Source organism: Streptomyces sp. NPDC018019, assembly GCF_044327805.1.
Lineage (GTDB): Bacteria > Actinomycetota > Actinomycetes > Streptomycetales > Streptomycetaceae > Streptomyces.
The window spans coordinates 60,122-82,945 of the sequence record NZ_JBIRGD010000008.1 but is presented as its reverse complement, the minus strand read 5'-3'; the positions used below and the strand labels follow the sequence as shown (position 1 = coordinate 82,945).

16 protein-coding genes are annotated in these 22,824 nt (G+C 74.1%); 4 read left to right on the top strand and 12 right to left on the bottom strand.

The features are described from left to right. Window positions 1–21 precede the first annotated feature (21 nt). The 4 genes from ACH4FX_RS15705 to ACH4FX_RS15690 form a co-directional block, all read right to left on the bottom strand. Window positions 22–1,536, bottom strand: coding sequence for a lysine N(6)-hydroxylase/L-ornithine N(5)-oxygenase family protein (locus ACH4FX_RS15705; protein WP_398479125.1), 1,515 nt, complete (start codon window positions 1,534–1,536; stop codon window positions 22–24). Continuing rightward, window positions 1,533–3,050: a pyridoxal phosphate-dependent decarboxylase family protein gene (locus ACH4FX_RS15700; protein ID WP_398479123.1), complete on the bottom strand. Its 1,518-nt coding sequence runs from the start codon at window positions 3,048–3,050 to the stop codon at window positions 1,533–1,535. The genes ACH4FX_RS15705 and ACH4FX_RS15700 overlap by 4 nt, the downstream gene beginning before the upstream one ends. A 604-nt stretch (window positions 3,051–3,654) precedes the next feature. Continuing rightward, window positions 3,655–6,267, bottom strand: coding sequence for an aminopeptidase N (pepN, locus tag ACH4FX_RS15695; protein ID WP_398479121.1), 2,613 nt, complete (start codon window positions 6,265–6,267; stop codon window positions 3,655–3,657). Between the two features lie 118 nt (window positions 6,268–6,385). Next, window positions 6,386–7,261: a helix-turn-helix domain-containing protein gene (locus ACH4FX_RS15690; RefSeq protein WP_398479119.1), complete on the bottom strand. Its 876-nt coding sequence runs from the start codon at window positions 7,259–7,261 to the stop codon at window positions 6,386–6,388. Window positions 7,262–7,512: 251 nt separating this feature from the next. On the opposite strand from ACH4FX_RS15690, the gene ACH4FX_RS15685 reads away from it, so the two are divergent. Then, window positions 7,513–9,291: a beta-galactosidase gene (locus tag ACH4FX_RS15685; protein ID WP_398479117.1), complete on the top strand. Its 1,779-nt coding sequence runs from the start codon at window positions 7,513–7,515 to the stop codon at window positions 9,289–9,291. A gap of 44 nt (window positions 9,292–9,335) precedes the next feature. Here ACH4FX_RS15685 and ACH4FX_RS15680 read toward each other — a convergent pair whose 3' ends face one another. From ACH4FX_RS15680 to ACH4FX_RS15670, 3 genes are all read right to left on the bottom strand, one after another. Beyond that, on the bottom strand, window positions 9,336–12,518 hold the full coding sequence (locus ACH4FX_RS15680; RefSeq protein WP_398479115.1) for an endo-alpha-N-acetylgalactosaminidase family protein: 3,183 nt from the start codon (window positions 12,516–12,518) through the stop codon (window positions 9,336–9,338). Between the two features lie 221 nt (window positions 12,519–12,739). Next, complete coding sequence (locus ACH4FX_RS15675) at window positions 12,740–13,438, bottom strand: response regulator (RefSeq protein WP_398479113.1); 699 nt, start codon at window positions 13,436–13,438, stop codon at window positions 12,740–12,742. Continuing rightward, on the bottom strand, window positions 13,435–14,652 hold the full coding sequence (locus ACH4FX_RS15670; RefSeq protein ID WP_398479111.1) for a sensor histidine kinase: 1,218 nt from the start codon (window positions 14,650–14,652) through the stop codon (window positions 13,435–13,437). The genes ACH4FX_RS15675 and ACH4FX_RS15670 overlap by 4 nt, the downstream gene beginning before the upstream one ends. Before the next feature lie 287 nt (window positions 14,653–14,939). Between ACH4FX_RS15670 and ACH4FX_RS15665 the strand changes: the two genes are divergently transcribed. Both ACH4FX_RS15665 and ACH4FX_RS15660 read left to right on the top strand, forming a co-directional pair. Beyond that, a complete protein-coding gene (locus ACH4FX_RS15665; protein ID WP_398479109.1) occupies window positions 14,940–16,235 on the top strand; it encodes a glycosyltransferase in 1,296 nt (431 codons plus the stop codon). 183 nt (window positions 16,236–16,418) lie between these two features. Further along, window positions 16,419–17,201, top strand: coding sequence for a polysaccharide deacetylase family protein (locus tag ACH4FX_RS15660; RefSeq protein WP_398479107.1), 783 nt, complete (start codon window positions 16,419–16,421; stop codon window positions 17,199–17,201). A gap of 68 nt (window positions 17,202–17,269) precedes the next feature. On the opposite strand, the gene ACH4FX_RS15655 is transcribed toward ACH4FX_RS15660, so the two are convergent. From ACH4FX_RS15655 to ACH4FX_RS15640, 4 genes are all read right to left on the bottom strand, one after another. Next, entirely contained in the window at window positions 17,270–18,463 is a 1,194-nt protein-coding gene (locus tag ACH4FX_RS15655; RefSeq protein ID WP_398479105.1) for a sensor histidine kinase, read from the bottom strand. 5 nt (window positions 18,464–18,468) lie between these two features. Beyond that, window positions 18,469–19,167, bottom strand: a complete 699-nt coding sequence (locus tag ACH4FX_RS15650; RefSeq protein ID WP_398479480.1) for a response regulator — start codon at window positions 19,165–19,167, stop codon at window positions 18,469–18,471. Window positions 19,168–19,280: 113 nt separating this feature from the next. Then, window positions 19,281–19,604, bottom strand: a complete 324-nt coding sequence (locus tag ACH4FX_RS15645; protein WP_398479103.1) for a hypothetical protein — start codon at window positions 19,602–19,604, stop codon at window positions 19,281–19,283. Between the two features lie 214 nt (window positions 19,605–19,818). Beyond that, window positions 19,819–20,628, bottom strand: coding sequence for a S1 family peptidase (locus ACH4FX_RS15640; protein ID WP_398479101.1), 810 nt, complete (start codon window positions 20,626–20,628; stop codon window positions 19,819–19,821). Window positions 20,629–20,893: 265 nt separating this feature from the next. Between ACH4FX_RS15640 and ACH4FX_RS15635 the strand changes: the two genes are divergently transcribed. Continuing rightward, window positions 20,894–21,817, top strand: coding sequence for a hypothetical protein (locus ACH4FX_RS15635; protein ID WP_398479100.1), 924 nt, complete (start codon window positions 20,894–20,896; stop codon window positions 21,815–21,817). Between the two features lie 15 nt (window positions 21,818–21,832). Here ACH4FX_RS15635 and ACH4FX_RS15630 read toward each other — a convergent pair whose 3' ends face one another. Next, window positions 21,833–22,810, bottom strand: coding sequence for a hypothetical protein (locus ACH4FX_RS15630; protein ID WP_398479098.1), 978 nt, complete (start codon window positions 22,808–22,810; stop codon window positions 21,833–21,835). Between the last annotated feature and the right edge of the window lie 14 nt (window positions 22,811–22,824).

Genomic DNA, 22,824 nt, shown 5'->3' with positions numbered 1-22,824 from the left:
GTGGAGCCTGGGCCGGGCGGGTCAGGGGTTGTCGATGAGGGTGGAGTTGGGGCGGGGCAGGTCGGCGGCGGAGCGGGGCGGGGAAGGGCGCAGGCCGAAGGTGGTGAAGGCGGTGCGGGACGGCAGGGGGTAGGCGGGGCCGTCGGTGAGGGTGTTGAGGATGGTGGCGCTGCGCCAGGCGGCGAGGCCGAGGTCGGGGGTGCCGACGCCGTGGGTGTGGTGTTCGGCGTTCTGGACGAAGACGGAGCCGGTGACGCAGGGGTCGAGGACGAGCCGCTGGTCGGTGTCGATGCGGGGGCGGACGGCGGCGTCGCGGCGCATGTAGGGGTCGAGGGCGGCGAGGAGGGTGTCGGTGCGGGAGGTCCGGTAGCCGGTGGCGAGGACGACGGCGTCGGTGGTCAGGCGGCTGCGGACGGCCTGGTGGGAGTGTTCGAGGTGGAGTTCGACCTTGGTGGTGCCGACGCGCCCGGCGGTGCGGACGGTGACGCCGGGGGTGAGGGTGGCGTCGGGCCAGCCGCCGTGGAGGGTGCGCCGGTACAGCTCGTCGTGGATGGCGGCGAGGGTGCCGTGGTCGATGCCCTTGTGGAGCTGCCACTGGCCGGGCAGCAGTTCGTCGCGGACGGGCTCGGGGAGGGCGTGGAAGTAGCGGGTGTAGTCGGGGGTGAAGTGTTCGAGGCCGAGTTTGCTGTACTCCATGGGCGCGAACGCGGCGGTACGGGCGAGCCAGTGCAGCCCTTCGCGGCCGGCCGGGCGGGCGCGCAGCAGGTCGAGGAAGACCTCGGCGCCGGACTGGCCGGCGCCGATGACGGTGATGTGCTCGGCGGCCAGCAGGCGTTCGCGGTGGCCGAGGTAGTCGGCGGCGTGGATGACGGGGACGGCGGGGGCGTCGACGAGCGGCCTGAGGGCTTCGGGTACGTGCGGGGCGCTGCCGATGCCGAGGGCGAGGTTGCGGGCGTAGGCGCGGCCGAGGGCCTCGGCTTCGCCGTCCTCGCCGAGCTGGGTGTAGTCGACCTCGAAGGCGGCGCGGTCGGCGTTCCAGCGGACGGCGTCGACCTGGTGGCGGAAGTGCAGGGCGGGGAGGCTGTCGCTGACCCAGCGGCAGTAGGCGTCGTACTCGGCGCGGTGGATGTGGAAGCGCTCGGCGAAGTAGAAGGGGAAGAGGCGTTCCCGGTACTTGAGGTAGTTCAGGAAGCTCCAGGGGCTGGTGGGGTCGGCGAGGGTGACCAGGTCGGCGAGGAAGGGGACCTGGAGGGTGGCGTCCTCGATGAGGAGGCCCGGGTGCCAGTGGAAGGCGGGGCGCTGGTCGTAGAAGGCGGTGCGCAGGTGGGTGAGGGGCTGGGCGAGGGCGGCGAGGGAGAGGTTGAAGGGGCCGATGCCGATGCCGACGAGGTCCAGCGGTGCGTCCGGGGTGCCGGCGGACCCGGCGCCGGCGGGTTCGGGCTCGGTACCGGCGGTGCGGGTCCGGGCGGGGGTGTCGGAACCCGGGTGGGGCGAGGGCAGTTGGACGGTGGCGGCGTCGGGGTGGGGGGTGCTCATCGGGGGGTGTGGCCTTCCACGAGTTTCAGGAGGGAGGTGAGGTCGTCGGTGGTGGTGTGGGGGTTGAGGAGGGTGGCCTTGAGCCAGAGCCCGGTGGGGGTGGCGGCGCGGCCGAGGACGGCGCGGCCGCGGTGCAGGAGGCGGCGGCGGATGGTGGCGACGGTGTTGTCGTCGGCGCCGGCGGGGCGGAAGAGGACGGTGCTCAGGGTGGGGTGGGAGTGGAGTTCGTGGGCGGGGTGGGCGTCGATGAGGTCGGCGAGGGTGCGGGCGGCGGCGAGGGTCCGGTCGACGAGGTCGGCGAGTCCGGTACGGCCGAGGGCCTTGAGGGTGACGGCCATCTTGAGGATGTCGGGGCGGCGGGTGGTGCGCAGGGAGCGGCCGAGCAGATCGGGGAGGCCGGCTTCGGTGTCGTCGTCGGCGTTGAGGTAGGCGGCGCGGTGGGCGAGCGGGGCGAGGTGGGCCGTGGCCGGGACGGCGAGCAGGCCCGCCGCGACCGGCTGCCAGCCGAGTTTGTGCAGGTCGAGGGTGACGGTGTGGGCGCGGTGCAGGCCGGTGAGGAGCGGGCGGTGGGTGGCGCTGAAGAGGAGGGGCCCGCCGTAGGCGGCGTCGATGTGGAGGCGGGCGCCGTGGGTGTCCGCGAGGTCGGCGAGGGCGGGCAGCGGGTCGATGGCGCCGGTGTCGGTGGTGCCGGCGGTGGCGCAGACGAGGACCGGCGGGCCGGGGGTGCAGAGGTCGGTGAGGGCGGTGTGGAGGGTGTGGGGGGCGAGGGTGCCGTTGGGGGTGGGGAGGGTGAGGGGTTCGGGGAGGCCGAGGAGCCAGGCGGCGCGGTGGATGCTGTGGTGCGCGTTGGCGCCGCAGACGACGCGGAGCGGCTCGGTGTGCCGGGCGCGGGCGTGCTCGCGGGCGAGGAGCAGGCCGAGCTGGTTGGACTCGGTGCCACCGGTGGTGACGAGGGCGTCCGGCCGGTCGTCCTCCTGCGGGCGGGCGGCGGCTGGGGGTGGGGCGGTGCCGTGCCGGTGGGCGGGGGTGCCGGCCTCGTACGGAGGGCCGGGGGGCGGGAACGCGTGGGGGGCGTACGTACGACCGGGGGCGTACGGGTAGACCAGGGCGGCCAGTTCGCGGGCCGTACGGGCTTCGAGGGCGGAGGCGGCGGGGGCCTGGTCCCAGGAGTCCATCGACGGGTTCAGGGCGGCGGCGGCCAGGTCGGCCGCGGCGGCGAGGGCCAGCGGCGGGCAGTGCAGGTGGGCGGCGCAGTGCGGGTCGGCGGGGTCGGCCGCGCCTTCGGCCAGGGCGTACACCAGGGCGCGCAGCGCTTCGTGGGGCCCGCTGCCGGTCTCCGGGAGGACCGGGCCGGCGGCCTCCCGCAGCCGCGCGGCGACGCGCCCGGGGCCGCCCGCGGGCAGCGGCCCGCCCCGGGCGGCCGCGCCGTCGCGCAACGCGTCGAGAACGGTGCCGAGGAGCGGGCGCAGGGCGTCGGGGCCTGCGGCTCCGCCGGCGAGGGGCGGGGTGTTCATGGGGCGGGTCCTTCGGGTGCACGACAGCGGGCACACCACAGACTGGCCGGGGCCGGGTGGCGTACCTGCCGAGGTGGACGAGCTCAACCCGAAAGGGGTACCGGTGCGGAGGGCGGGGCGGTTGTGATCGGCCCGCCTGGTATGCGGGGGGCTTGGCGCGGGCGGGGCCGGGGGTGCGGCGTGGGGGCCGGGGCGTACGGGGAGTACGGGCGAGGGCCGGTGGCGGGCGGCAGCGCGCGAGCAGTGGCGCGCGAGCGGTGGCGGAACCTTTCGCCTCGCAGCGTGCGCCAGCCGGGCTCCGCCTGGAGTCCGGCTTCGGCACGCAGGGCTGCGGGGCTGTGGGGCGTGCGGCGCGCCGGAACAGGGGCGAGTACGGGTGGGCTTCGAGGGCGCGGGGCGGGGCCCGAGATCAATGTCAGGGGACGAAGCCCGAGGTCAAGCCCGCGCGCGAGACGCGGGCCAGCGCCGCCCCGCACCCGCGCACTCAAACCCAAGCCTCAGCCCGCCCGAGTCCGCCCGCGCGCTTCGCACACCCAACCGAACCCCGCACGCCCGCACGCACCCGAACAGCCCCAGCTCCCCGCCGGGCCGCCCCCGCTTCTCGTTACGCCTCCCTCACCCGCAACGCCCTGCGGAGGTCGTCGAGCTGGTCGATGAGTTTGCGGCGCAGGGCCGGGGACGGGTCGGCGGTGCGCAGGCACTCCTCGCCGAGGCGGAGGGTGGTGGTGTCGACGAGCGGTGTGGGGAAGGCGTAGCGGCCCGCGGAGTCGGCGAGGGCCGGGCCGCGGCGGGCGGCGAGGGCCACCGCGGCGGGGAAGTAGCGGGCGGCGTACGGGCGGACCAGGTCGAGCTGTTCGGGCGCCCAGAAGCCGGCGGCGGTGGCGTTGAAGAGGTAGTTGGACAGGTCGGTGCGCTCGTCGGTGGCGAACAGGGCTTCCCAGGCGGCCTCCTTGGCGGCCGGGTCGGGGAGGGCGGCCCGGCAGGTCGCGGCGCCCTGGCGGCCGGTGGCGCTGGGGTCGCGGGCCAGTTCCTCCTCGATGGCGGCGGGGGTGGTGGCGCCGAGGACGGCGAGCCGGCCGAGGATGCGCCAGCGCAGTTCGGGGTCGAGGACGGGGCCGCCGGGGACGCTGCCGCCGGAGAGCCAGTCCTGTATGCCGTCGGGGGTGGTGGCGCTGTCGATGAAGGTGCGGACGGCGGCCAGGCGCAGGCCCTGGCCGTCGCCGTTCTCGGAGCCCTCGGTGCGGCGCAGTATGTCGCGGGCGATGGTGCTGAGGGTGTTCAGGGCGGCGGGCCGGCCGTCGGCGGGGAGGTAGCGGTCGGCGATCTGGGTGCGGGCGAAGGCGAGGGTGCCGGAGACGATGGCGATGTCGGTCTCGTACGGGAGGTGGGCGCGGGCGGCGTCCAGGTAGGCGGTGGGCGCGAGTTCGCCGTCGCGGACCATGTCGCGGGCGGCGTTCCAGACGACGGCGCGGCTGAGGGGGGCGGGCAGGCCGGAGAGCGCCGCGCGGACGGTGTCCCAGGAGGCCGGGTCGAGGCGGACCTTGGCGTAGGTGAGGTCGCCGTCGTTCAGGAGGATCAGGGCAGGGCGCGGGCCCGGCGCGGTGTGCAGGCGCCGCGGGGCGGTGCCGCCGGTGCCGGTACGGCCGGTCCGGGCGGCCGGTGGCGTGCCCTGCCCCGCGTGGTCCGGCGCGGTGGCGCCCCCCGCGGCCGGTGCGGGGAGGTCCCAGGCGAGCCGGTCGCGGGCGACGAGGCGGGCCGGGTCGGTGGGGTCGCGGTCGTACAGCCCGGCGGTGAGGTGGTGCGGGCGGCTGCCGTCCCGGTCGACGCGGAGCGTCCAGCCGCCGTCGGGGGCCGTGCCGACGACGGGGGTGAGGGTGTCGACGCCGGTGGTGCGCAGCCAGCTTTCGGCCCAGGCGGGCACGTCCCGGTCGGTGGCGCGGGCGAGGGAGTCGATGAAGTCGGCGAGGGTGGCGTTGCCGAAGCGGTGGCGGCGGATGTGGTCGTTGATGCCGCTGAGGAAGTCCTTCTCGCCCAGCCAGGCGACGAGCTGGCGCAGCGCGGAGGCGCCCTTGGCGTAGGAGATGCCGTCGAAGTTGAGCTGGGCGGAGTCGGTGTCGGGCACCTCCTCGGGGAGGGGGGCGACGGGGTGGGTGGAGGGGCGCTGGTCGGCGTCGTAGCCCCAGCCCTTGCGGGTGATGCCGAAGTCGGTCCAGGTGTCGGTGAAGCGGGTGGCTTCGGACAGCACCTGGTAGCCCATGTACTCGGCGAAGGACTCGTTGAGCCAGATGTCGTCCCACCACCGGAGGGTGACCAGGTCGCCGAACCACATGTGGGCCATTTCGTGGGCGATGACCATGCCGCGGCTCTGGCGCTCGGTGTCGGTGACGGCGGAGCGGTGCACGAATTCGTCGCGGAGGGTGACCAGGCCCGGGTTCTCCATGGCACCGAGGTTGAACTCGGGGACGAAGGCCTGGTCGTAGGAGTCGAAGGGGTAGGGCTCGTCGAAGAGGGTGTGGTAGCGGTCGAAGCAGCGGCGGGTGATGTCGAGGATCTCCTCGGCGTCCGCGTTCAGGTACGGGGCCAGGGAGCGGCGGCAGTGGATGCCGAAGGGCAGGCCGGCGTGTTCGGTGCGCACGGAGTGCCAGGGGCCGGCGGCGACGGCGACGAGGTAGGTGCTGATGGGCGGGGTGGGGGCGAGCGTCCAGCGGTTGGCGGTGGGGTCCTGGTGGGCGGCGGTGCTGTTGCCGAGGACGGTCCAGCCGGGCGGCGCGGTGACGGTCAGCTCGAAGACGGCCTTCAGGTCGGGCTGGTCGAAGGCGGCGAAGACGCGCTGGACGTCTTCCATGAACATCTGGCTGTAGACGTAGGTCTCGCCGTCGGCGGGGTCGGTGAAGCGGTGCATGCCCTCGCCGGTGCGGGAGTAGGACATGGTGGCTTCGAGGCGCAGTTCGTGCTCGCCCGGGGTGAGGCCGGTGAGCGGCAGGCGGTTGCCGTCGAGGGTGGCCGGGTCGACGGGGCGGCCGTCCAGGGTGACGGAGCGCAGCTCGGTGGGTTTGACGTCGATGTGGGTGTCGCCCGGTATGCGCGCACTGAAGCGGACGGCCGTGCGGGACACGAAGTGGTCGGGGCCGTGGGTCAGGTCGAGGTCGATCGCGTAGCGGTGGACGTCGAGGAGTCGGGCTCGGGTCTGCGCCTCGTCGCGCGTCAGTGCGGGCATGTCCACATGCTGCCGTACGGCACTGACACCGCGCACTCGCCCGGTGATTTTCCGGGCCGGGCGCGCCCCGCGCGTGCGCCGCACGCCCCGCCGCCCGCGGCCGGAGCAGGGGGCCGGTTCAGCCGATCCGCGGCGGGTCGTCGGGGTCGGGTACGCGGGTGGACCAGCCGCCGGGGACGCTGTGGCCCTGGCGGGCGCGGAAGCGGACGGGTGCGGTGCCGACGCGGCGGGTGAACAGGCGGCTGAAGTAGGCCGGGTCGGTGTAGCCGACGCGGCGGGCGACGGCGGCGACGGGGAGTTCGGTGGCGGCGAGCAGTTCCTTGGCGCGGCCGAGGCGGATGGCCAGGAGGTAGTCCTTGGGGCTGCACCCGGCGCCGCGGCGTACGGCGGTGCGCAGGGCGGCCGGGGTCATGCCGTGGCGGGCGGCGTGTTCGGCGACGGTCAGCGGCAGGAACGCGTCGCGGGCGAGGGCCTGGAGTACGGGGTCGCCGTCCGCGTCGGTGTCGGCGCGGGCGCGGCGCAGCGCGACGAGGAGTTCGTGGACGGCGGCCGCGGTCTCCACCTCCAGGAGGGGGTTGCCGCGGCGGGCGGCGCGGGTGATGCGGCCAACGGCGGCGCGGGCGGCGGCGGTGTCGGCGAGCGGGACCAGGGGGCGGTCGGGTTCGATGTAGCCGAGTTCGGTGTAGGTGGCGGTGGCGGGGCCGGTGAAGTCGACGAAGCTCTCGTCCCAGCCGGTGTGCGGGTCGGCGCCGTAGTGGTGGGGGACGCCGGGGACGAGCCACAGCAGGGCGGGGGCGGTGACGGGTGCGCGGGTGCCGTCGGGGCCGGTGAACCAGCCGCGGCCGGCGCCGATGACGACGGCGACGTGGTGGTCGAGGACGCGTGGTCCGACGGGCGGCAGGGTGCCGTGCTGGAGTCCGACGCCGAGGCACACCAGGCCGAGCCGGTGGTGGACCGGGCTCGGTGTGAAGTACCGCATCCAGGTGTGGTACATGCGGGCGTCCTCCCGTCTCCTCGTAGCGGATCGCGGCGGGCCGTGTCCGGACGGGCGGCGCCGGGTGTGTCCGCGGCGGATCGCCGGTCCGTACGCGGGCGGGCCGCAGCGCCCGTACCCGACCGGTTGCTGCCGTTTCCTGTCCGGTGAGGTCCGGTTCCGTCCAATCAACGCCGATCTTTGTCCATGGACCCCCGTGCCGCCAGAGGTGAGGGTGGGCGGAGGACCAGGCGGACGGAGGGACGGACACCGTGGGCGGGTTCGTGGTGGGTGAGCGGGACTTCGAGCGGGACGGGCGGCCGGTGCGGCTGCTGTCGGGCGCCCTGCACTACTTCCGGGTGCACGAGGCGCAGTGGGGCCACCGGCTGGCGATGCTGCGGGCCATGGGCCTGAACTGTGTGGAGACGTACGTGCCCTGGAACCTGCACGAGCCGCGGCCGGGCGGCTACCGCGATCCGGAGGCGCTGGGCCGCTTCCTGGACGCGGCGTCGGCGGCGGGTCTGCTGGCGCTGGTCCGGCCCGGCCCGTACATCTGCGCGGAGTGGGAGAACGGCGGGCTGCCGCACTGGCTGACCGGCGCGCTGGGACGGCGCGTGCGGACCCGTGACCCGGCGTTCCTGCGGGCTGTGGACGCGTGGTTCGGACAGCTGCTGCCGCAGGTGGTGGCGCGGCAGTACGACCGCGGCGGGCCGGTGGTGATGGTGCAGGCGGAGAACGAGTACGGGTCGTACGGCAGCGACGGGGAGTATCTGGCGCACCTGGTGGGCCTGTTGCGCGGCCTCGGCGTGACCGTGCCGCTGTTCACGTCGGACGGTCCCGAGGACCACATGCTCACCGGTGGTTCCGTGTCCGGCGTCCTGGCCACCGCCAACTTCGGTTCCGGGGCGCGGGAGGCGTTCGCGGCGCTGCGCCGCCACCAGCCGCGCGGCCCGCTGGTGTGTATGGAGTTCTGGTGCGGCTGGTTCTCGCACTGGGGTGACGCGCCGGTGGCGCGCCCTCCGGAGGAGGCGGCGGACGCACTGCGGGAGATCCTGGAGTGCGGTGCGTCGGTCAACGTCTACATGGCGCACGGTGGGACGAACTTCGGCGGCTGGGCGGGGGCGAACCGTTCCGGCGAGCTGCACGGCGGTGCGCTGGAGCCGACCGTGACGTCGTACGACTACGACGCGCCCATCGATGAACGCGGGCGCCCCACGGAGAAGTTCCGGCTCTTCCGCGAGGTGCTGGCGGCCTACGCGCCGGGGCCGCTGCCGGAGGTTCCCGAACCGCCGCCGGTGCTCGCCGCGCCCGTGAAGGCTGTGTTCGACGGCTGGGCGCCGCCGGCGGACGTCCTGGAGGTGCTGGGCGGCCCGGAGGTCGCATCGGGTGTCCCTCCGACGTTCGAGGAGCTGGACGTGGACCGGGGTGTGGTGCGCTACCGCTTCGAGGTGCCCGGCCCGCGCGGCCCGTTCCCGCTGCGGGTGACGGGTTTGCGCGACCTGGCGGTGACGTACGTGGACGGGGTGCGCGGGCCGACCCTGGCTGAGGAGGAGGCGGAGACCGGTGCGGCGGTGTCCGGCCCCGCCACCGTGGAGCTGTGGGTGGAGTCGCTGGGGCGGGTCAACTACGGGCCGCGGCTCGGGGAGCCGAAGGGCATCACGGGCGGGGTGCTGCATGAGCGGCAGTATCTGCACGGGGTACGGGCGCGCGGGCTGCGGCTGGACGCGCTGGAGGACGCGGCGGCGGTGGGGCGGGTGCCCTTCAGGTGCGTCGAAGGGTCCCTTCTGGGTGGGCAGCCGGGCCTCTACCGGGCCACGCTGTCCGTGCCCTCCCCCGGTGACGCCGCCCTCGAACTGCCCGGCTGGGCCCGCGGCTTCGCCTGGATCAACGGTTTCTGCCTGGGGCGCTACTGGGCGGCGGGCCCGCAGCGCACCCTGTACGTCCCCGGCCCGGTGCTGCGCGCGGGCGTCAACGAGCTGCTCCTGCTGGAGCTGGAGGGCGCCCCGGCCCCTGAGGGGGGCGGGGCGGGGGCGCCCGGTCTGGTGCCCTGAGCCACGGCCTTCCGGCCCGTCCGGGCAGGCCGGGCTCCGGTGCCTCACACCTCGCGCACCTCGAAGGCGTCCAGCACGAACTCCGCCTTCCCGTCGCCGCCCGTCTTGCGCAGCCCCACCCACGCCTCGCCGCTCTCCGGGGCGGTGAACTCGTACGTGTGGGTGGCGGGGGCGGTGGCGACGGGCAGCGGGGTGCGGCTCAGTTCGCGGGTGCCCGGTGTGTCGGCGGCCGTGATCCAGGCGTACTGCCCGGCCTTCTCGTTCTCGTACCGGAAGGTGACCCGGTAGCGGTGCCCGGGGACGAAGCGCACGGTGTGCGGCACCGTGCGGTACACCAGGCCCTGGTTCTCGCCACGGGACTTGAGGGACTGGCCGCCGTCGATGACGTCATCGACGGCCTTGCCGTTCCAGCCGCGCTGGGTGAAGGGCGCGTGCCGCTGCGCGATGTGCGTCCGCGGGTCGGTGACCTGGCCCGCGTCGCCCTTGACGAAGGGGCCCCAGCCCTGCGGTACGTGCTCGAAGTCCTCGTACACGACGGTGCCCGGCCGGTGCGTGGGCACCGCGGGCACGACCCGCACGTTGTCGAAGCGGACGCGCGCGGTGCCGGCCGCGGCTCCGAGGGTGAGGGTGACCGGGCCGCCGCCCTCGGGGACGGTGAAGCGGGTGAACATCCGCTGGAAGCGGGTGCCGTGCTTGCGGTCGGCGGCGACGTGGTTCCCGGCGGTGGAGGTCTCGGCCCAGTTGGCGGCCGTGCGGCCGTCGCCGGTGCGTACCTCCAGCGTGGCGCGGCGCCGCTCCCCCGGCCGCGCGCCCACCTCCACCTGCACGGAGGCCGCGTAGGTGCCGGGCGCGAGGCGGGTGAGCCGCTGGGCGACGGCCGCCGCGCCGCCCGCGCCGATGACGAGTTCGTAGTCGCCCAGCGGGCTCGGCTCGACCGTGGCGGGCCCGCTGACCTGCCAGGCGTCGAGGGTGCCGGAGTGGAAGCCGGGGTCGGCGAGCGGCGTGCCCTCGCCCCAGCCCGGCCCCCGGCGCCCGCCCCGGCCGCTGTGCGGTCCCCAGCCGGGCCCGCCCTGCGCCGGCGCGGGCCGTCGGTAGAGCACATACGGCTGCCCGGCCGCGGCGGTGACGGTGATCTTCCCGCCGTGTACGGGCAGCTGCCGCACCTCGCTCCGGCCCTGGTCGGTGAGCCGGTACGCGTACACGCTCCGGCTCCCGGACCAGCCGCGCGGCAGCGTCCAGGTGGTCGTGCCGCCCGCCGGGTTGTAGTGGTAGAGCTTCTCGGGGTCGGTGGCCCGGCGGGGTTCCCAGGGCAGCAGGTAGCTGCCGCCGTCGTACACGAGCCGTCCGTCGGTGGTGATCCGGCGGGTGCCGCCGGTGTCCGTGACGGCGGTGGCGGTCGGCCCTTCGAACGTGATCTCGTGGTCGCGCCAGGTGCGGATCGGGTACGCCTGGAGGTATTTGGCGGGCAGCGCGTCCACCCAGATGATCCGGTAGAAGGCGTGCCAGTCGGTCTTGCCGACCCAGCCCTCGAAGTTGCCCATCCGGGCGCCGCCCAGCAGCGTCGGCCACTTGTTCGCGAACACGTCCTTCTGGTGGTTGCGCACGAAGCGGATGAGCCGGGAGTTGATGCCGCGGGAGCCGTCGCCGCCGTAGTCGGTCTCGTTGGCCCAGTGCGCCCACAGGGCGGAGCGTTCCAGGCCGTGGCCCCATTCGGTGGTCACCTGCCAGCCCTGTTCGCGCAGATGGCGCTGGAGGCGGTCGGAGTGCCAGCCGGATTCGCGGAACACGTCGATGTAGAGGGTGTTCAGGGCCGGGTCGGTCTCCGTGCGCAGCTGCCGGAAGCGCCGGACGATGTCGCCGGAGACGAGGTCGCGGCGGGGGTCGATCCGGTAGGACTGGTCGAGCCAGTCCCACTGCTCGTCGTTCTTGTCGACGAGCGTTTCGGAGAAGGCGTGCGCGACGGGGTAGGACTCGGTGGTGTTGACGTGCACGGCGAAGTCGCTGTGCCACTTCTTCCCGGCGCGCAGCAGGGTGTTGAGGTCGGCGAGCCCGCCGGCGCGGGTGTTGTGGTTGCCGCCGTAGTCGGGGTGGGCGGAGTCGTGGCCCTCGGACTGGTAGCCCTTCAGGAGCGTGAACTGCCGCAGCCCGTCGGTGGCCAGCGCGATCCGTTTGACGTTGTCGAGGGTGGCCAGGAAGGGGTTGGTGGCCTGGCTGGCGAAGTTGAAGGGGATGTGGGCGACGACGCGCAGGTGCTGGGTGTCCGCGCCGAGCGGGCTGACCATGATGTCGCGCAGCGCGATGGCGGCGTCCTGCCAGTCGGCGGTGCCGTCGCCGTTGCGGTCGCGGGTGAGGATGACGGTGGCGTACGGCAGCGGCTCGGTGTCGTCCACGGGCGCGGTGGCGGCGCGGTGGGTCCACTGGCCGCAGCCGAGGCGGGCCGAGCGGTGCCCGCCGCTGGTACCGGTCTGCCGCCACAGCCGCCCGTTCTCCCAGGTGGTGGCCTTGGTGGGCGTGTCGTACACGGTGTTGGTCTCGATGGCGGCGGCGAGCCGGCCGGTGGCGACGACCGCGTACGCACAGCCGACGGGCGCGGCGTCCACGGGGGTGGCGGGGGTGATCCGGATCAGGGTGTCGCCGCTCCTGGCCTTGTCCAGGTCGATACGGGCGGCGAGGAGGGCGGCGTCCGGCTGGTCGCTGCGGACGCTGAGCAGGGCGAGCCCGGGGATCTGGAGGGTGCCCACGCGCAGGGCCGGGGTGTCGGCGATCCTGGTGACGCGCCAGTCGACGCGCCATCCGCGGACGGTGATCTCGGCGTCGATCTCGATGCCGCCGTCGAGGGCGAGGGTGTAGCGGATGCGGCCGGCGGCCGGGCGGGAGGTGACCCGTGGAGTGCGGGCGGTGCCGTCCACGAGGATCTGAATGACCGGCTCGGACTGGCCGTACAGGACGGCTCCGGTGCCGCGGTCGGTGTAGGAGACGATGCGGGGGAAGGCGGTGTCGACGCGGACCTCCAGCGCGTCGGAGCGCAGCACGGCTTCTCCCGGCGCGGTGCGCGGCCCGTCGGCGTGCGCGCTGCCGGCGCCGAGCGGGAGCGCGGTGGCGATTCCGGCGAGCGCGGTGCCGACGACCTTCCTGCGGCTGGGCCCGTGCTCCGGGTCCGCCGGTTCTCCCGCGTTGGCCGGTTCTCCCGCACCGGTGGGTGCCGCCGCGCCTGTCCGTCCGTTCACGTGCGCTCTCCGTTCCTCGCCCCGGCACTGTCCGTCGCGGGACAGGGTGCTCGGTGCGCGGCGGGCGGCACCATGGACAAAGACGCGGCGGGTGTTGGACTAAGGGCTCCTGGGAATCGCCGGCACGACGGCCCGTCGCTCGGTCCCCGGCCCGGAGCCATGACCGGTGCCACGCGGGCGATGACCGGCCCCATGGCGGTCCCAGCGGCAGGCGTACGGTCTCAGGCTCTGCCGGAGCGGTAGACCAGCAGGGCGATCTGTACGCGGTTGTTCAGGTCGAGTTTGGCCAGGATGTGCGAGACGTGGGACTTGACGGTGGGAACGCTCATGTGGAGCTCGGACGAGATCTGGGCGTTGGTCTTGCCTTGGCCGATGGCGACGGCGACCTCCAGCTCACGGTCCCCGAGGAGGTCGAGCAGCTGCCGGGCCTCGGCGTCCGGGCCCGGTGCCGGTGTGGCCGCGGGGGCGGGCGCCTGGGCCGGAGCGGAGGACTCAGGAGGGCCGGCCGTGACCGTGCCGATCAGGTGGCGGAGGGCTTCGGGTGACATGACCGGCTCGCCGGCCGCGGCCCGGCGGACGGCGTCGATGATCCGGTCGGGGTGGGTGTGCTTGAGGAGGAAGCCGGCGGCTCCCGCCTGGAGGGCCCGCAGGACGTACCCGTCGGTGGTGAAGGTGGTCAGCACCACGACCTCGGGGGCGCCGGGCCGGGCCCGCAGGCGGCGGGTGGCGTCCAGGCCGTCGACGGTGGGCATCCGGATGTCCATGAGGACGAGGTCGGGAGCGTGCCGGTCCGCCAGCGCCTCGACCTCGCTGCCGTCGGCGGCCTCGGCGACGACCTCGATGTCGGCGGCGGAGGCGAGCATCATGCGCAGCCCCGCGCGGACGAGGGCGTCGTCGTCGACGAGCAGTACGCGGATCACGCGGGCCACGGCAGCCGTGCCTGAATCCGGTGGGTGCTGTCGTGCAGGCCGTAGGTGAGGGCGCCGCCGACCAGGGCCGCGCGCTCCTGAAGGCCGATGAGTCCCAGTTCGCTTCCGGGTACGCGGGGCCGGGCGTCCTCGGGCACCGGGTTGCTCACCTCCAGGTCCAGTCCCCTGCCCGCTGTTCCGTGCACCGTGATGGTCACGGGCTGGCCGGGTGCGTGTTTGCGGGCGTTGGTCAGGGCTTCCTGCACGATCCGGTAGGCGGTCCGCCCGGTCGCCTCGGGGACCGCCTCCTTGTCCGGGACGGACTCGTCCAGGTCGATCCGCATTCCGGCGGTACGTGACTCCTGCACCAGGTGGGCCAGGTCGGCGAGCACCGGCTGGGGCGGTTCGGAGCGGGTGCCGTCGGTCAGGGGGGCGCGCAGCACGCCGAGGACCTCCTGAAGGTCGTCCAGTGCCTGGTGGGCGCTGGAGCGGATGACGGCCGCAGCCTGCTCGACCTGCTCGGCGGGCGCGCCGGGGTTCACCTCCAGAGCGCCGGCGTGCACGCTCAGCAGGGACAGGCGGTGCGCGAGCACGTCGTGCATTTCGCGTGCCAGCGATTCGCGTTCGCGCTGGCGGACCTGGTCGGCGCGCAGGACGGCCTCCGTACGGGCGTGCTCGGTGCTCTCGTGCAGGACGCGCAGGAACAGGCCCCAGCCGACGGCCGCGCCCACCAGCACGGCCACCAGCGCGCCTCCCGTGCGCGCCGTGATGGAGAGCTTCACGTCGGTGAGGTAGGGGTGCAGGGCGAAGTACAGCGCGAAGGGCAGCAGGGAGAACGCCGTGACGCCGATGGTGGTCCGGGAGGAACGGGTGGCGGCGACGGTGAACAGGGCGACGAGGGCCGCGGGAAGCAGCGGCCAGCTGATCGACAGGAACATCAGCACCACGGCGATGGGCACCGGCCACCGGCGGCGCCACCACAACAGCACGCTGCCCACCAGCGGAACCAGCAGATCCGCGTGGCCCTTGAGCGGCGGCGGAAGGACGTGGTCCACCGACAGGGGCACGAACGACGTGAGCCCCGGGTGCAGCCATACGCCCTTCGGGTCGCCCGCGACCGCGGAATTCGCGTAGCCCGCGGCCACCGAAAGGGCGGCGGCCCCGATGACGGCCAGTGCGTCGATGATTCGGGCGCGCCGGGCGGGGTCCATTTCTTTCCAGCTCACAGCAGCAAAGCATACGTCTTTGCCCGGCCCGGCATCCGCTCAAGACGGCGGCGGGTTTGCTTGCGCGGCTATTCCTATACCTAAGTATGGGCCGCTGTCTTGACTCATCCTTTCGTCATCGGTCTTGCCGACCTTGTGCCGATGCGCCGGCGTTTTCTCCGCTTTAGCGTTCCTCGGTGAGCTGTGCCGGGACTCCTGTCGCCGCTCGATTTCCCCCGGCCCCGGAAGCGTTCGTTTTCCGTTCACCGGAACGCCCGACCACGGAGAAAACAGGAGATTGCGTCGTCATGCGCATCGCGTTCTTGCTGCACAACGCCTATGCCATCGGTGGCACGACCCGTACGACCTTCAATCTGGCCGGGTCGCTCGCCGAGCTGCACGACGTGCGCCTGGTGTCCGTCTTCCGGCACCGGGCGCAGCCGCTGCTGGAGCCGCCGCCGGGCGTGCCCCTGACCGCCCTGGTGGACCGTCGCGGGTCCGCGGCGGACATGGCGGATCCACGCGCCCGGCAGCCCGGCATCCATTTCCCCGCGGGCGAGAGCCGCGCCGGCCAGTACCACCGGCTGGCCGAGCAGCGGATCATCGACTGGCTGGCCCGGACCGACGCGGACGCCGTGATCAGCGCCCGTACCGGGCTCAATGTGCTGCTCGCCCGCTTCGGGCCGCCGGGAGTCCTGCGCATCGGCCAGGAGCACCTCACGCATGACAGTCACCCGCACCGGCTCCGCCGCCAGCTGCGGCTCTGGTATCCGCACCTCGACGCGCTGGTGACGATGACCCGGGCCGACGCCCGGGCCCACCGCACCGGTCTGCGCCTCCCGCACGCCATGGTCGAAGCCATCCCCAACAGCGTGCCCACCACCACGGCACCGCCGGCCGACGGCGCCGCCAAGGTCGTCGTGGCGGCCGGCCGGCTGACCCGGGTCAAGCGCTACGACATGCTCATCGACGCCTTCGCCCGGGTCAGCGCCCAGCGCCCCGACTGGTCCCTGCGCATCTACGGCGAGGGCCCGGAGGAGGGCCGGCTGGCCGCCGACATCGAACGCCGCGGCCTGCGCGGCCGGGTGCGCCTCATGGGGCCCGTGACCCCGCTGGACCCGGAGTGGGCCAAGGGCTCCATAGCGGCGGTCACCTCGGCGCAGGAGTCCTTCGGCATGACCATCGTGGAGGCGATGCGCTGCGGCCTGCCGGTGATCAGCACGGACTGCCCGCACGGCCCGCGCGAGATCCTGCGCGACGGCATCGACGGCCTGCTGGTCCCGCGCGACGACGTCCGCGCCTACAGCGCCGCCCTGCTGCGACTCATGGACGACGCGCAGCTGCGTACCCGTATGGGAGCAGCCGCCCGCGAACGCGTCGCCCGGGCGTTCGCTCCCATGAGAGCCGCCGGCCGTTACGACGGCCTGCTCACCGCCTTGCGCGCCCGCCACGACGCTCGTGCCTCAGCAGGCGTGCCGGGGCCCCGCAGAAGCGATCCGGTGCTGGGCCCGGCGGCGCTGTACCGGGCCACCGGTGCGCTGCTCGCCCGTGGAGCGGTGCGCCGGCTGCGCCGCACCGCGCTCGGCCGTACACAACGCCCGTGAGGTCACGTCCCACTGCCCGGTGCCCACCACCGACGCCTATCGCTCGACGAACCGCTTTGCACCACCAAGGGGAATTCCCCTACCGAAGTACATTCCGCTGCCGCGGCTCGTCCTTTCGCCACCCGCTCATTACCGACTTTCCGACGAAGTCGCAGCGGCTTTCCGTTCTTTACCGTTGCCGCCATGTTCTGTTCCGGGAATTCCACCGCTGTCCGATTCGCCAGAAGGGCGGGCGCGCCCCTGCTCGCCGCCATCGCCGTCATGATCCTTGCCGGCTGTAGCACCTTGACCGGTGTCGTCTCCCCCGCGGAAGCCCGGGAAGGGGCGAAGCAGGATGCCGGCCACAGCCGGCCGGTCGACTGCCGCATCGCCAAGTGCGTTGCGCTCACCTTCGACGGCGGTCCCAGCGAGCCGACCCCGAAACTGCTGGACATCCTGAAGCGGGAAAAGGTGCCGGCCACCTTCTTCCTCCAGGGGAAGGGCCATACCGATACCTACCCGGACACCGTGCGCCGGATGGCCGACGAGGGCCACGAGATAGCCAACCACACCTGGTCGCACGAAGACCTCACCGAGCTCACCCCCGACCAGATCCGCGACGAGATCGCCCCGGTCCAGGAGGACGTCAGGAAGATAACGGGCCACTCCCCCACCCTGATGCGCCCGCCGGGCGGTGCCACCGACGACCGCGTGTCCGGGGTCCTGGAGAAACTGGGCCTGTCGCAGATCCTGTGGAGCGTCACCGCCAAGGACTACCGGACCACGGACACCGCTTTGATCAAGAAGCGGGTCCTCGGCCAGACCGAGCGCGACGGGATCATCCTGCTGCACGAGCGGTACGCGGGCACCATCCCCGCCGTGCCCGGCATCATCACCGAACTCCGCCACCGGGGCTACACCTTCGTCACGGTCCCGCAGCTGATGGCGCCGGCCCGCCCGCAGCCCGGCACGGTCTACCGCCCGTGAACACCCCGCCGTCACCGCCACCGCGGTCCTGACCGGCGTCCAGCGGGAGCAGAGCGCCGGCGCGGGGATCATGCCGGGCCGGAGCCGGAGCCGGGCGGGCCCGCGGCCCCGCGCGTGTCGTCGTCCCCCGCCCCCAGCGGCAGGACGGCCCGTACCTCCCAGCCGCCCTCGGGCGCGGGCCCCGCCGTCAGCCGGCCGCCCATCGCCTCGGCCCGTTCGGTCAGCCCGGCCAGGCCGAAGCTGCCGCCGCGGGCCTGTTCGGAGAGGTGGGCGGGGTGCTTGCCGTCGTCGGCGACGCGCAGTTCGAGGCCGGACGGTACGGCACGGACGCCGATGCGGACGGCGGTGGCGTCCGCGGCGTGCTTGCGGACGTTGGTGAGGGCTTCGCGGACGATGCGGTAGACGGCGGCGGCGACCTCGGCGGGGACCGTCTCGTCGAGGCCCTTGTCGATGTGCAGGGCGACGGGCGGGCCGGTGCGGGCGAAGGCGTCGGTGAGGGTGCGGACTTCGGCCAGCCCGGCGAGCGGCCGGTTGCGCGCGGCGCCCTCCCGCAGGACGTGGACCAGGCGGCGCATCGCGCTCAGCGCCTCGCCGCCGGAGGTCTCGATCCGTTCGAAGGCGGCGCCCGCCTGCGGGCCGCTGAGCGAGGTGAAGCGGGCGGCGCGGGCCTGGACGACGATGCCGGTGACGTGGTGGGCCACCACGTCGTGCAGCTCACGGGCGAGTTCCAGGCGTTCGGCGGTGCGTACGGCGGCCAGGTCCCGCATCCGCTGGGCGTCCTGCCAGCGCAGGATCATGGAGTAGGCGCTGACGACGACGGTGAGCACGCCGTAGACGACGGTCCACAGGCCCAGCCGGATGTCGCGCATCGGGGCGAGGACGCAGGCCAGGCCCAGCATGGGCCCGAGGACCGCGGCGGTGCGGCCGGGGGCGCGGTGCACCACGCCGGTGAGCAGCACCAGCAGGGCGATGCCTTCGCCGAGGCCCCACACCACGAGGGCGTGCTGTCCGGCGATCAGGACCACCGAGGCGGCGAGGGAGACGCAGGCGGCGGCCCAGGCGCGGACGCGCAGCGGGGTGCGCGCGTTGGGTACGGCGCACAGGCAGACGACCACGGCGGCGGCGACGACGGTCGCGTGCGGGCGGGTGGGCTGGCGGGCGAGTGCGACGGTCTCGAAGCCGACGAGGAAGAGCAGCACCGCGGCCAGGGCGGTCTTCGCGGCGACGGCCTTGCGCGGGTGGGCGCGCGCCCACCCGGACATCGGGCTCACGGCCCGGCCGGGCCGCCGGCGGGGCCGCTCGCGACCAGCCCGCTCTCCCACGCCCAGGCGGCGATCTCGACCCGGTTGCGGGCGTCCAGTTTGGCCTGGATGTTGGCGAGGTGGGTCTTGACGGTGGACAGCGAGACGTAGAGTTCGGCGGCGATCTCGGCATTGGTCCGGCCGCGGGCCAGGGCCCGTACGACGTCCTGTTCGCGGTCGGTCAGCGGTTCGGTGGGGGTGCGGGTGCCGCCGCCGGCCGTCGCGGGGGCCAGTTCGCGCAGCAGCCGTACGGTGATGGCGGGCGAGATCAGTGCGTCGCCGGCGGCTGCGGCGCGCACCGCCTCCACGAGCATGGCGGGGCTGGCGTCCTTCAGCAGGAAGCCGGAGGCGCCGCCGTGCAGCGCGGCATACACGTAGGCGTCGAGGTCGAAGGTGGTGACGATGACGATGCGCGGCCTGCCCTCGTACTCGGGGTGGGCGGCGGAGCGCTCGGCGAGCCTGCGGGTGACCTCCAGGCCGTCCACCTTGGGCATGCGGATGTCGAGCAGCAGTACGTCGGGGCGCAGCCGCTCCACCGCGGACAGGGCCGCCGCGCCGTCCACGACGTCGGCGAGGACCTTGATGTCCGGCCGGCTCTCCAGGATCATCCGGAAGCCCATCCGGACCATCTCCTGGTCGTCCGCGATGACCACGCTGATCGCCATGTGTCCTTCGCCCTGTTCGCGCGCCGTGTCCGGCAGCGGGCACGGGCGCCCGCCGCTCTCCATCTGACCTGCGGTGATCGCGCCCCGCAACCGCTGGGCGGCCCCGGGACCGGTCACCGGCGGACGGCGGGGTGACACGGCCCGCAGCAGCAGCGCGGGGGCAGCGCCGGGCGCCAGCCGTCGGCGCACCCGCGGGTCCCGGGGCCGCAGCCGCCCGCGGCACGGACGGGGGTGGTCGTCCGGTCGCTCGTGAGGTGGACGCCGGCCGGGGTGGGAACGGCCTGGAGGGGGTGGCCACGGCCGCCGAGGAGGAGCCAGGTGACGGCCGCGGCGGAGGCGGCGAGGAGCAGGGCGGCGAGGACGGTCGCCCGGTGGTCGCCGGGGCGCTCGGCGCCGGGTGCCGGGGACCGCGGCGCGCGGCGGGGTTCGGTGGTCACGGGACCCACGCTAGGAAGGGGCCGGACGGGCGGGCATCGGCCGGACGGTCATCCGTGGCACCGCGCACCCGGCCGAAAGGAGGAGCGGGGTCCCGGCGGTCCGGGACGAAGGTCCCGGTACCGCGCCGTCCGCCCGGCGGAGGTCCCTGCCGCGCGACCGCGCCCCGGTGCCGTACGGCGTCCGGGGCGCGGCGGGTGCGCTGCTGCGGGCGGGTCAGCCGGCCAGGCCGTCGGCCGCCTTCTTGATGTCCGCGGCGAAGGTGCTCACCTCGGTGTAGACGCCGGGCTTGCCGGGCCGGGCGCAGCCCTCGCCCCAGCTGACGATGCCGACCTGGAGCCACTGGCCGGCCTCGTCCTTGCGGAACAGCGGGCCGCCGGAGTCGCCCTGGCAGGTGTCGATGCCGCCGGTGTCCAGCTTGCCGGCGCAGATCTCCTCGCCGGGGGTGAGCTGGTCGCCGTAGGCCTTCTTGCAGGTGGCGTCGTCGACGAAGGGCACCTTGGCCTTGAGCAGGTAGCGCTGCTGCTGGCCGCCTTCCTTGTCGGCGCCCCAGCCGGCTATGTCGAACTCGCCGCTGGTGAGCTTGTCGTTCTCCGCTATCTTCAGCGTCGGCAGGTCGATGGGCTTGGCGAGCTTGATCAGCGCCCAGTCCTTGCCCTTGCCGTTGTAGCCGGGGGCCTGGAGGACCTCGGTGGACTTCACGCTGACGGCCTTGGAGTCCTGGAGGTCGACCACGCCGGCGGTGGCGGTGATGGAGGTGTTGGGGCCGCTGCCGTCCACGCAGTGGGCGGCGGTCAGCACGATGTCCTTCGCGTACAGGGCGCCGCCGCAGCCCATCGACAGCCGGACCATGAAGGGGAATTCGCCCTGGTCCGCCTTGGTGCCACCGACGATCTTGGTCTGGACGGAGCCGGGCTCGGGCGTGGGGGTGGCGGCGGTGGCGGCCGCGGGCTGGAGGCTGACGGCGGCGAGGGCGACGGCGCCGGCCGCGGTGGCTCTGCGGAGGTGCTTCAGGTAGCTCTGCAACGGGCTTCCTCTCGTGGGGGGTTTGCACGCAATGTCAGGCCCATGCCAAGCGCGAGAACCGGAAGGAACCGCCGAAAGCCCGTGCGCGGAAGTCGGCAGCACGCCACAAGGCGTCCGGACCCAGTGGGGTGAGCCCGCAAAGCGCCCTTGGATTATGTGGAGTCGGCGATCACAGTGGCAAGGGTGTACATCCGGCCAACTCCTGTTCTACCCACGGCGCGTACACCCCATACCGGGCGTTCCCGGCGAGCCGTACAGTGGACGGGTGGCGGCGACGGGGAGTCCGGGCGGTTCCGGCGGCGAGATCGAGCACGGCTATCCGCACCTGGACACGGTGCGCGCGGCCGTCACCGCGCTCTACAAGCGCCTCTCCCACGACACCGTGCGCACCTTCGACACCAGCGTGCTGCCCGCCGAAGTCGCCTTCGACGACGAGGAGGAGCTGTACGCGGGCGCGCAGCGGGTGGCCCGGGCCATGGTGCAGCACCTGCGGCTGCCGGACGCACGGGTGATCGTCGCCTTCCGCGACATGAACCTGGCGGCCAATGTCGAACTGGCCGCGGGCCCCGAGTACTTCGTCGAGCTGAACGCGCGCTTCAAGACCCACCGGCGGGACATCGGCGCCGCGCTCGCCCACGAGGTGATGCACGTCTACCTGCACCGCCTCGACCTGTCCTTCCCCGGCACCCGCGCCAACGAGATCCTCACCGACACCGCCACCGCCTATCTGGGCGCGGGCTGGCTGCTGCTGGACGCCTACCGCGAACACGGCCCGTTCTCCCAGAAGCTGGGCTATCTGACGCCGGAGGAGTTCGGTTACGTCCTCGCCAAGCGCGCGCTGTTCTTCGGCGAGGACCCGGCGCCGTGGTTCACCAGCCCGCAGGCGTACGACGCCTACACGAAGGGGCTGGCGCTGGCCCGCCGGGACGGGCGGCAGCCGCCGCTGGCCGCGGCCGGCTGGTCAGACCGCCGCCGGTACGCCAGGGACCGGCGCGCGGCCCAGGACCCGCGGCGCGCCGGCCGGCCCGGTGGTCCGGCGCCGGCCGGCGATTACGCCTTCGAGGGGCGCGCCCCGCTGCGGGTGTCGTTCCCCTGCCCGACCTGCCACCAGCGCATCCGCGTGCCGGTGCGGGGCCGGCTGCGGGCCCGCTGCGCGCTGTGCCGTACGGAACTGGACTGCGACACGTAAGGGCCGCGGCGGTGCTCAGCCGTGGCAGGTGACCTTGATGGGCGCCGCCGCGTGGTGGGCGCGCTCGCGGCCCGGCCCGTGGTCGATGCCGCGGTCCAGCAGCTTCACGGCGATCTTGCCCTGGCGGACCTCGAAGGTGCCGCCCGGCTGCCAGCTGCCGCGGTGACCGACCTGGTCCACGGTGAAGCTGCCGTACTTCGAGTCCCGGTTGAAGGCGTCGGTCAGCACGTGGTACGTGGTCGGCTGGCCGTCCACGTCGGGATCGCTGGGGCCCTGGGGCACGTAGACCGAGATCTGGCAGGAGCGGGACTCCGGGCCCGGCGCGAACCACCACATCACGCGGCCCTTGGCGTCCTTGTTCGCGTCGCCGGACATCGGCACGGACGTGAACTGGCCGCTGCAGCCGCCCTCGCGGGTGCTGCCGCCGGTGAGCCCGTACCAGCCCTTGCCCCCGTCGTTGTAGGCGCCCTGCTCCTGGTAGCCGCCGCCGGGCGGGGTCGGGCAGCCGGGGCCCGCCAGGCCCGTGTAGGTCACCTTGGCGTTGGCGCCGGCGGCACGCGGCGGACCGTCGGGCTTCTTCGCCTCGGGCTCCGGGCTGTTCTTCTTCTCCGGCGCCTTGGGGGTGCCGGCGGGCGCGCCCGCCCCGCCACCCGGTGCGGCCGGGGCACCGGGCGTGGGGGATGCCGGTGCCCCGGACTTGCTGGGCTTGACGGCCGGCGCGGGAGAGCCCGTCTTGGTCGGCTGCGGCTGCTTCGCGGCGGCGACGGCCTGCTCCTGGCCGTCACCGAAGCGCACCTGGGAGGCACCGAGGGTGGCCAGCGCCACCGCACCGATGCCGACCCCGGCCAGCACGGGCAGGCCGACCGCGGTCTTCCACACCCGCCGGCCGGGCGCCAGGCCGCGCAGCGGCGTCCGCGCCCCCTTGGCGAAGGTCTCCGCGAAACCGGACCGGGACGGGCCGTCCGGACCGGTGTTCTTGTTCGGCTGTGACAACGGGGGTTCCTCCT

Bases quoted from the DNA above. Each gene is read 5' to 3' on its own strand.
- ACH4FX_RS15705 (WP_398479125.1), bottom strand. From the start codon at position 1,536: ATGAGCACCCCCCACCCCGACGCCGCCACCGTCCAACTGCCCTCGCCC.
- ACH4FX_RS15700 (WP_398479123.1), bottom strand. From the start codon at position 3,050: ATGAACACCCCGCCCCTCGCCGGCGGAGCCGCAGGCCCCGACGCCCTG.
- pepN (WP_398479121.1), bottom strand. From the start codon at position 6,267: ATGCCCGCACTGACGCGCGACGAGGCGCAGACCCGAGCCCGACTCCTC.
- ACH4FX_RS15690 (WP_398479119.1), bottom strand. From the start codon at position 7,261: ATGTACCACACCTGGATGCGGTACTTCACACCGAGCCCGGTCCACCAC.
- ACH4FX_RS15665 (WP_398479109.1), top strand. From the start codon at position 14,940: ATGCGCATCGCGTTCTTGCTGCACAACGCCTATGCCATCGGTGGCACG.
- ACH4FX_RS15660 (WP_398479107.1), top strand. From the start codon at position 16,419: ATGTTCTGTTCCGGGAATTCCACCGCTGTCCGATTCGCCAGAAGGGCG.
- ACH4FX_RS15655 (WP_398479105.1), bottom strand. From the start codon at position 18,463: ATGTCCGGGTGGGCGCGCGCCCACCCGCGCAAGGCCGTCGCCGCGAAG.
- ACH4FX_RS15650 (WP_398479480.1), bottom strand. From the start codon at position 19,167: ATGGCGATCAGCGTGGTCATCGCGGACGACCAGGAGATGGTCCGGATG.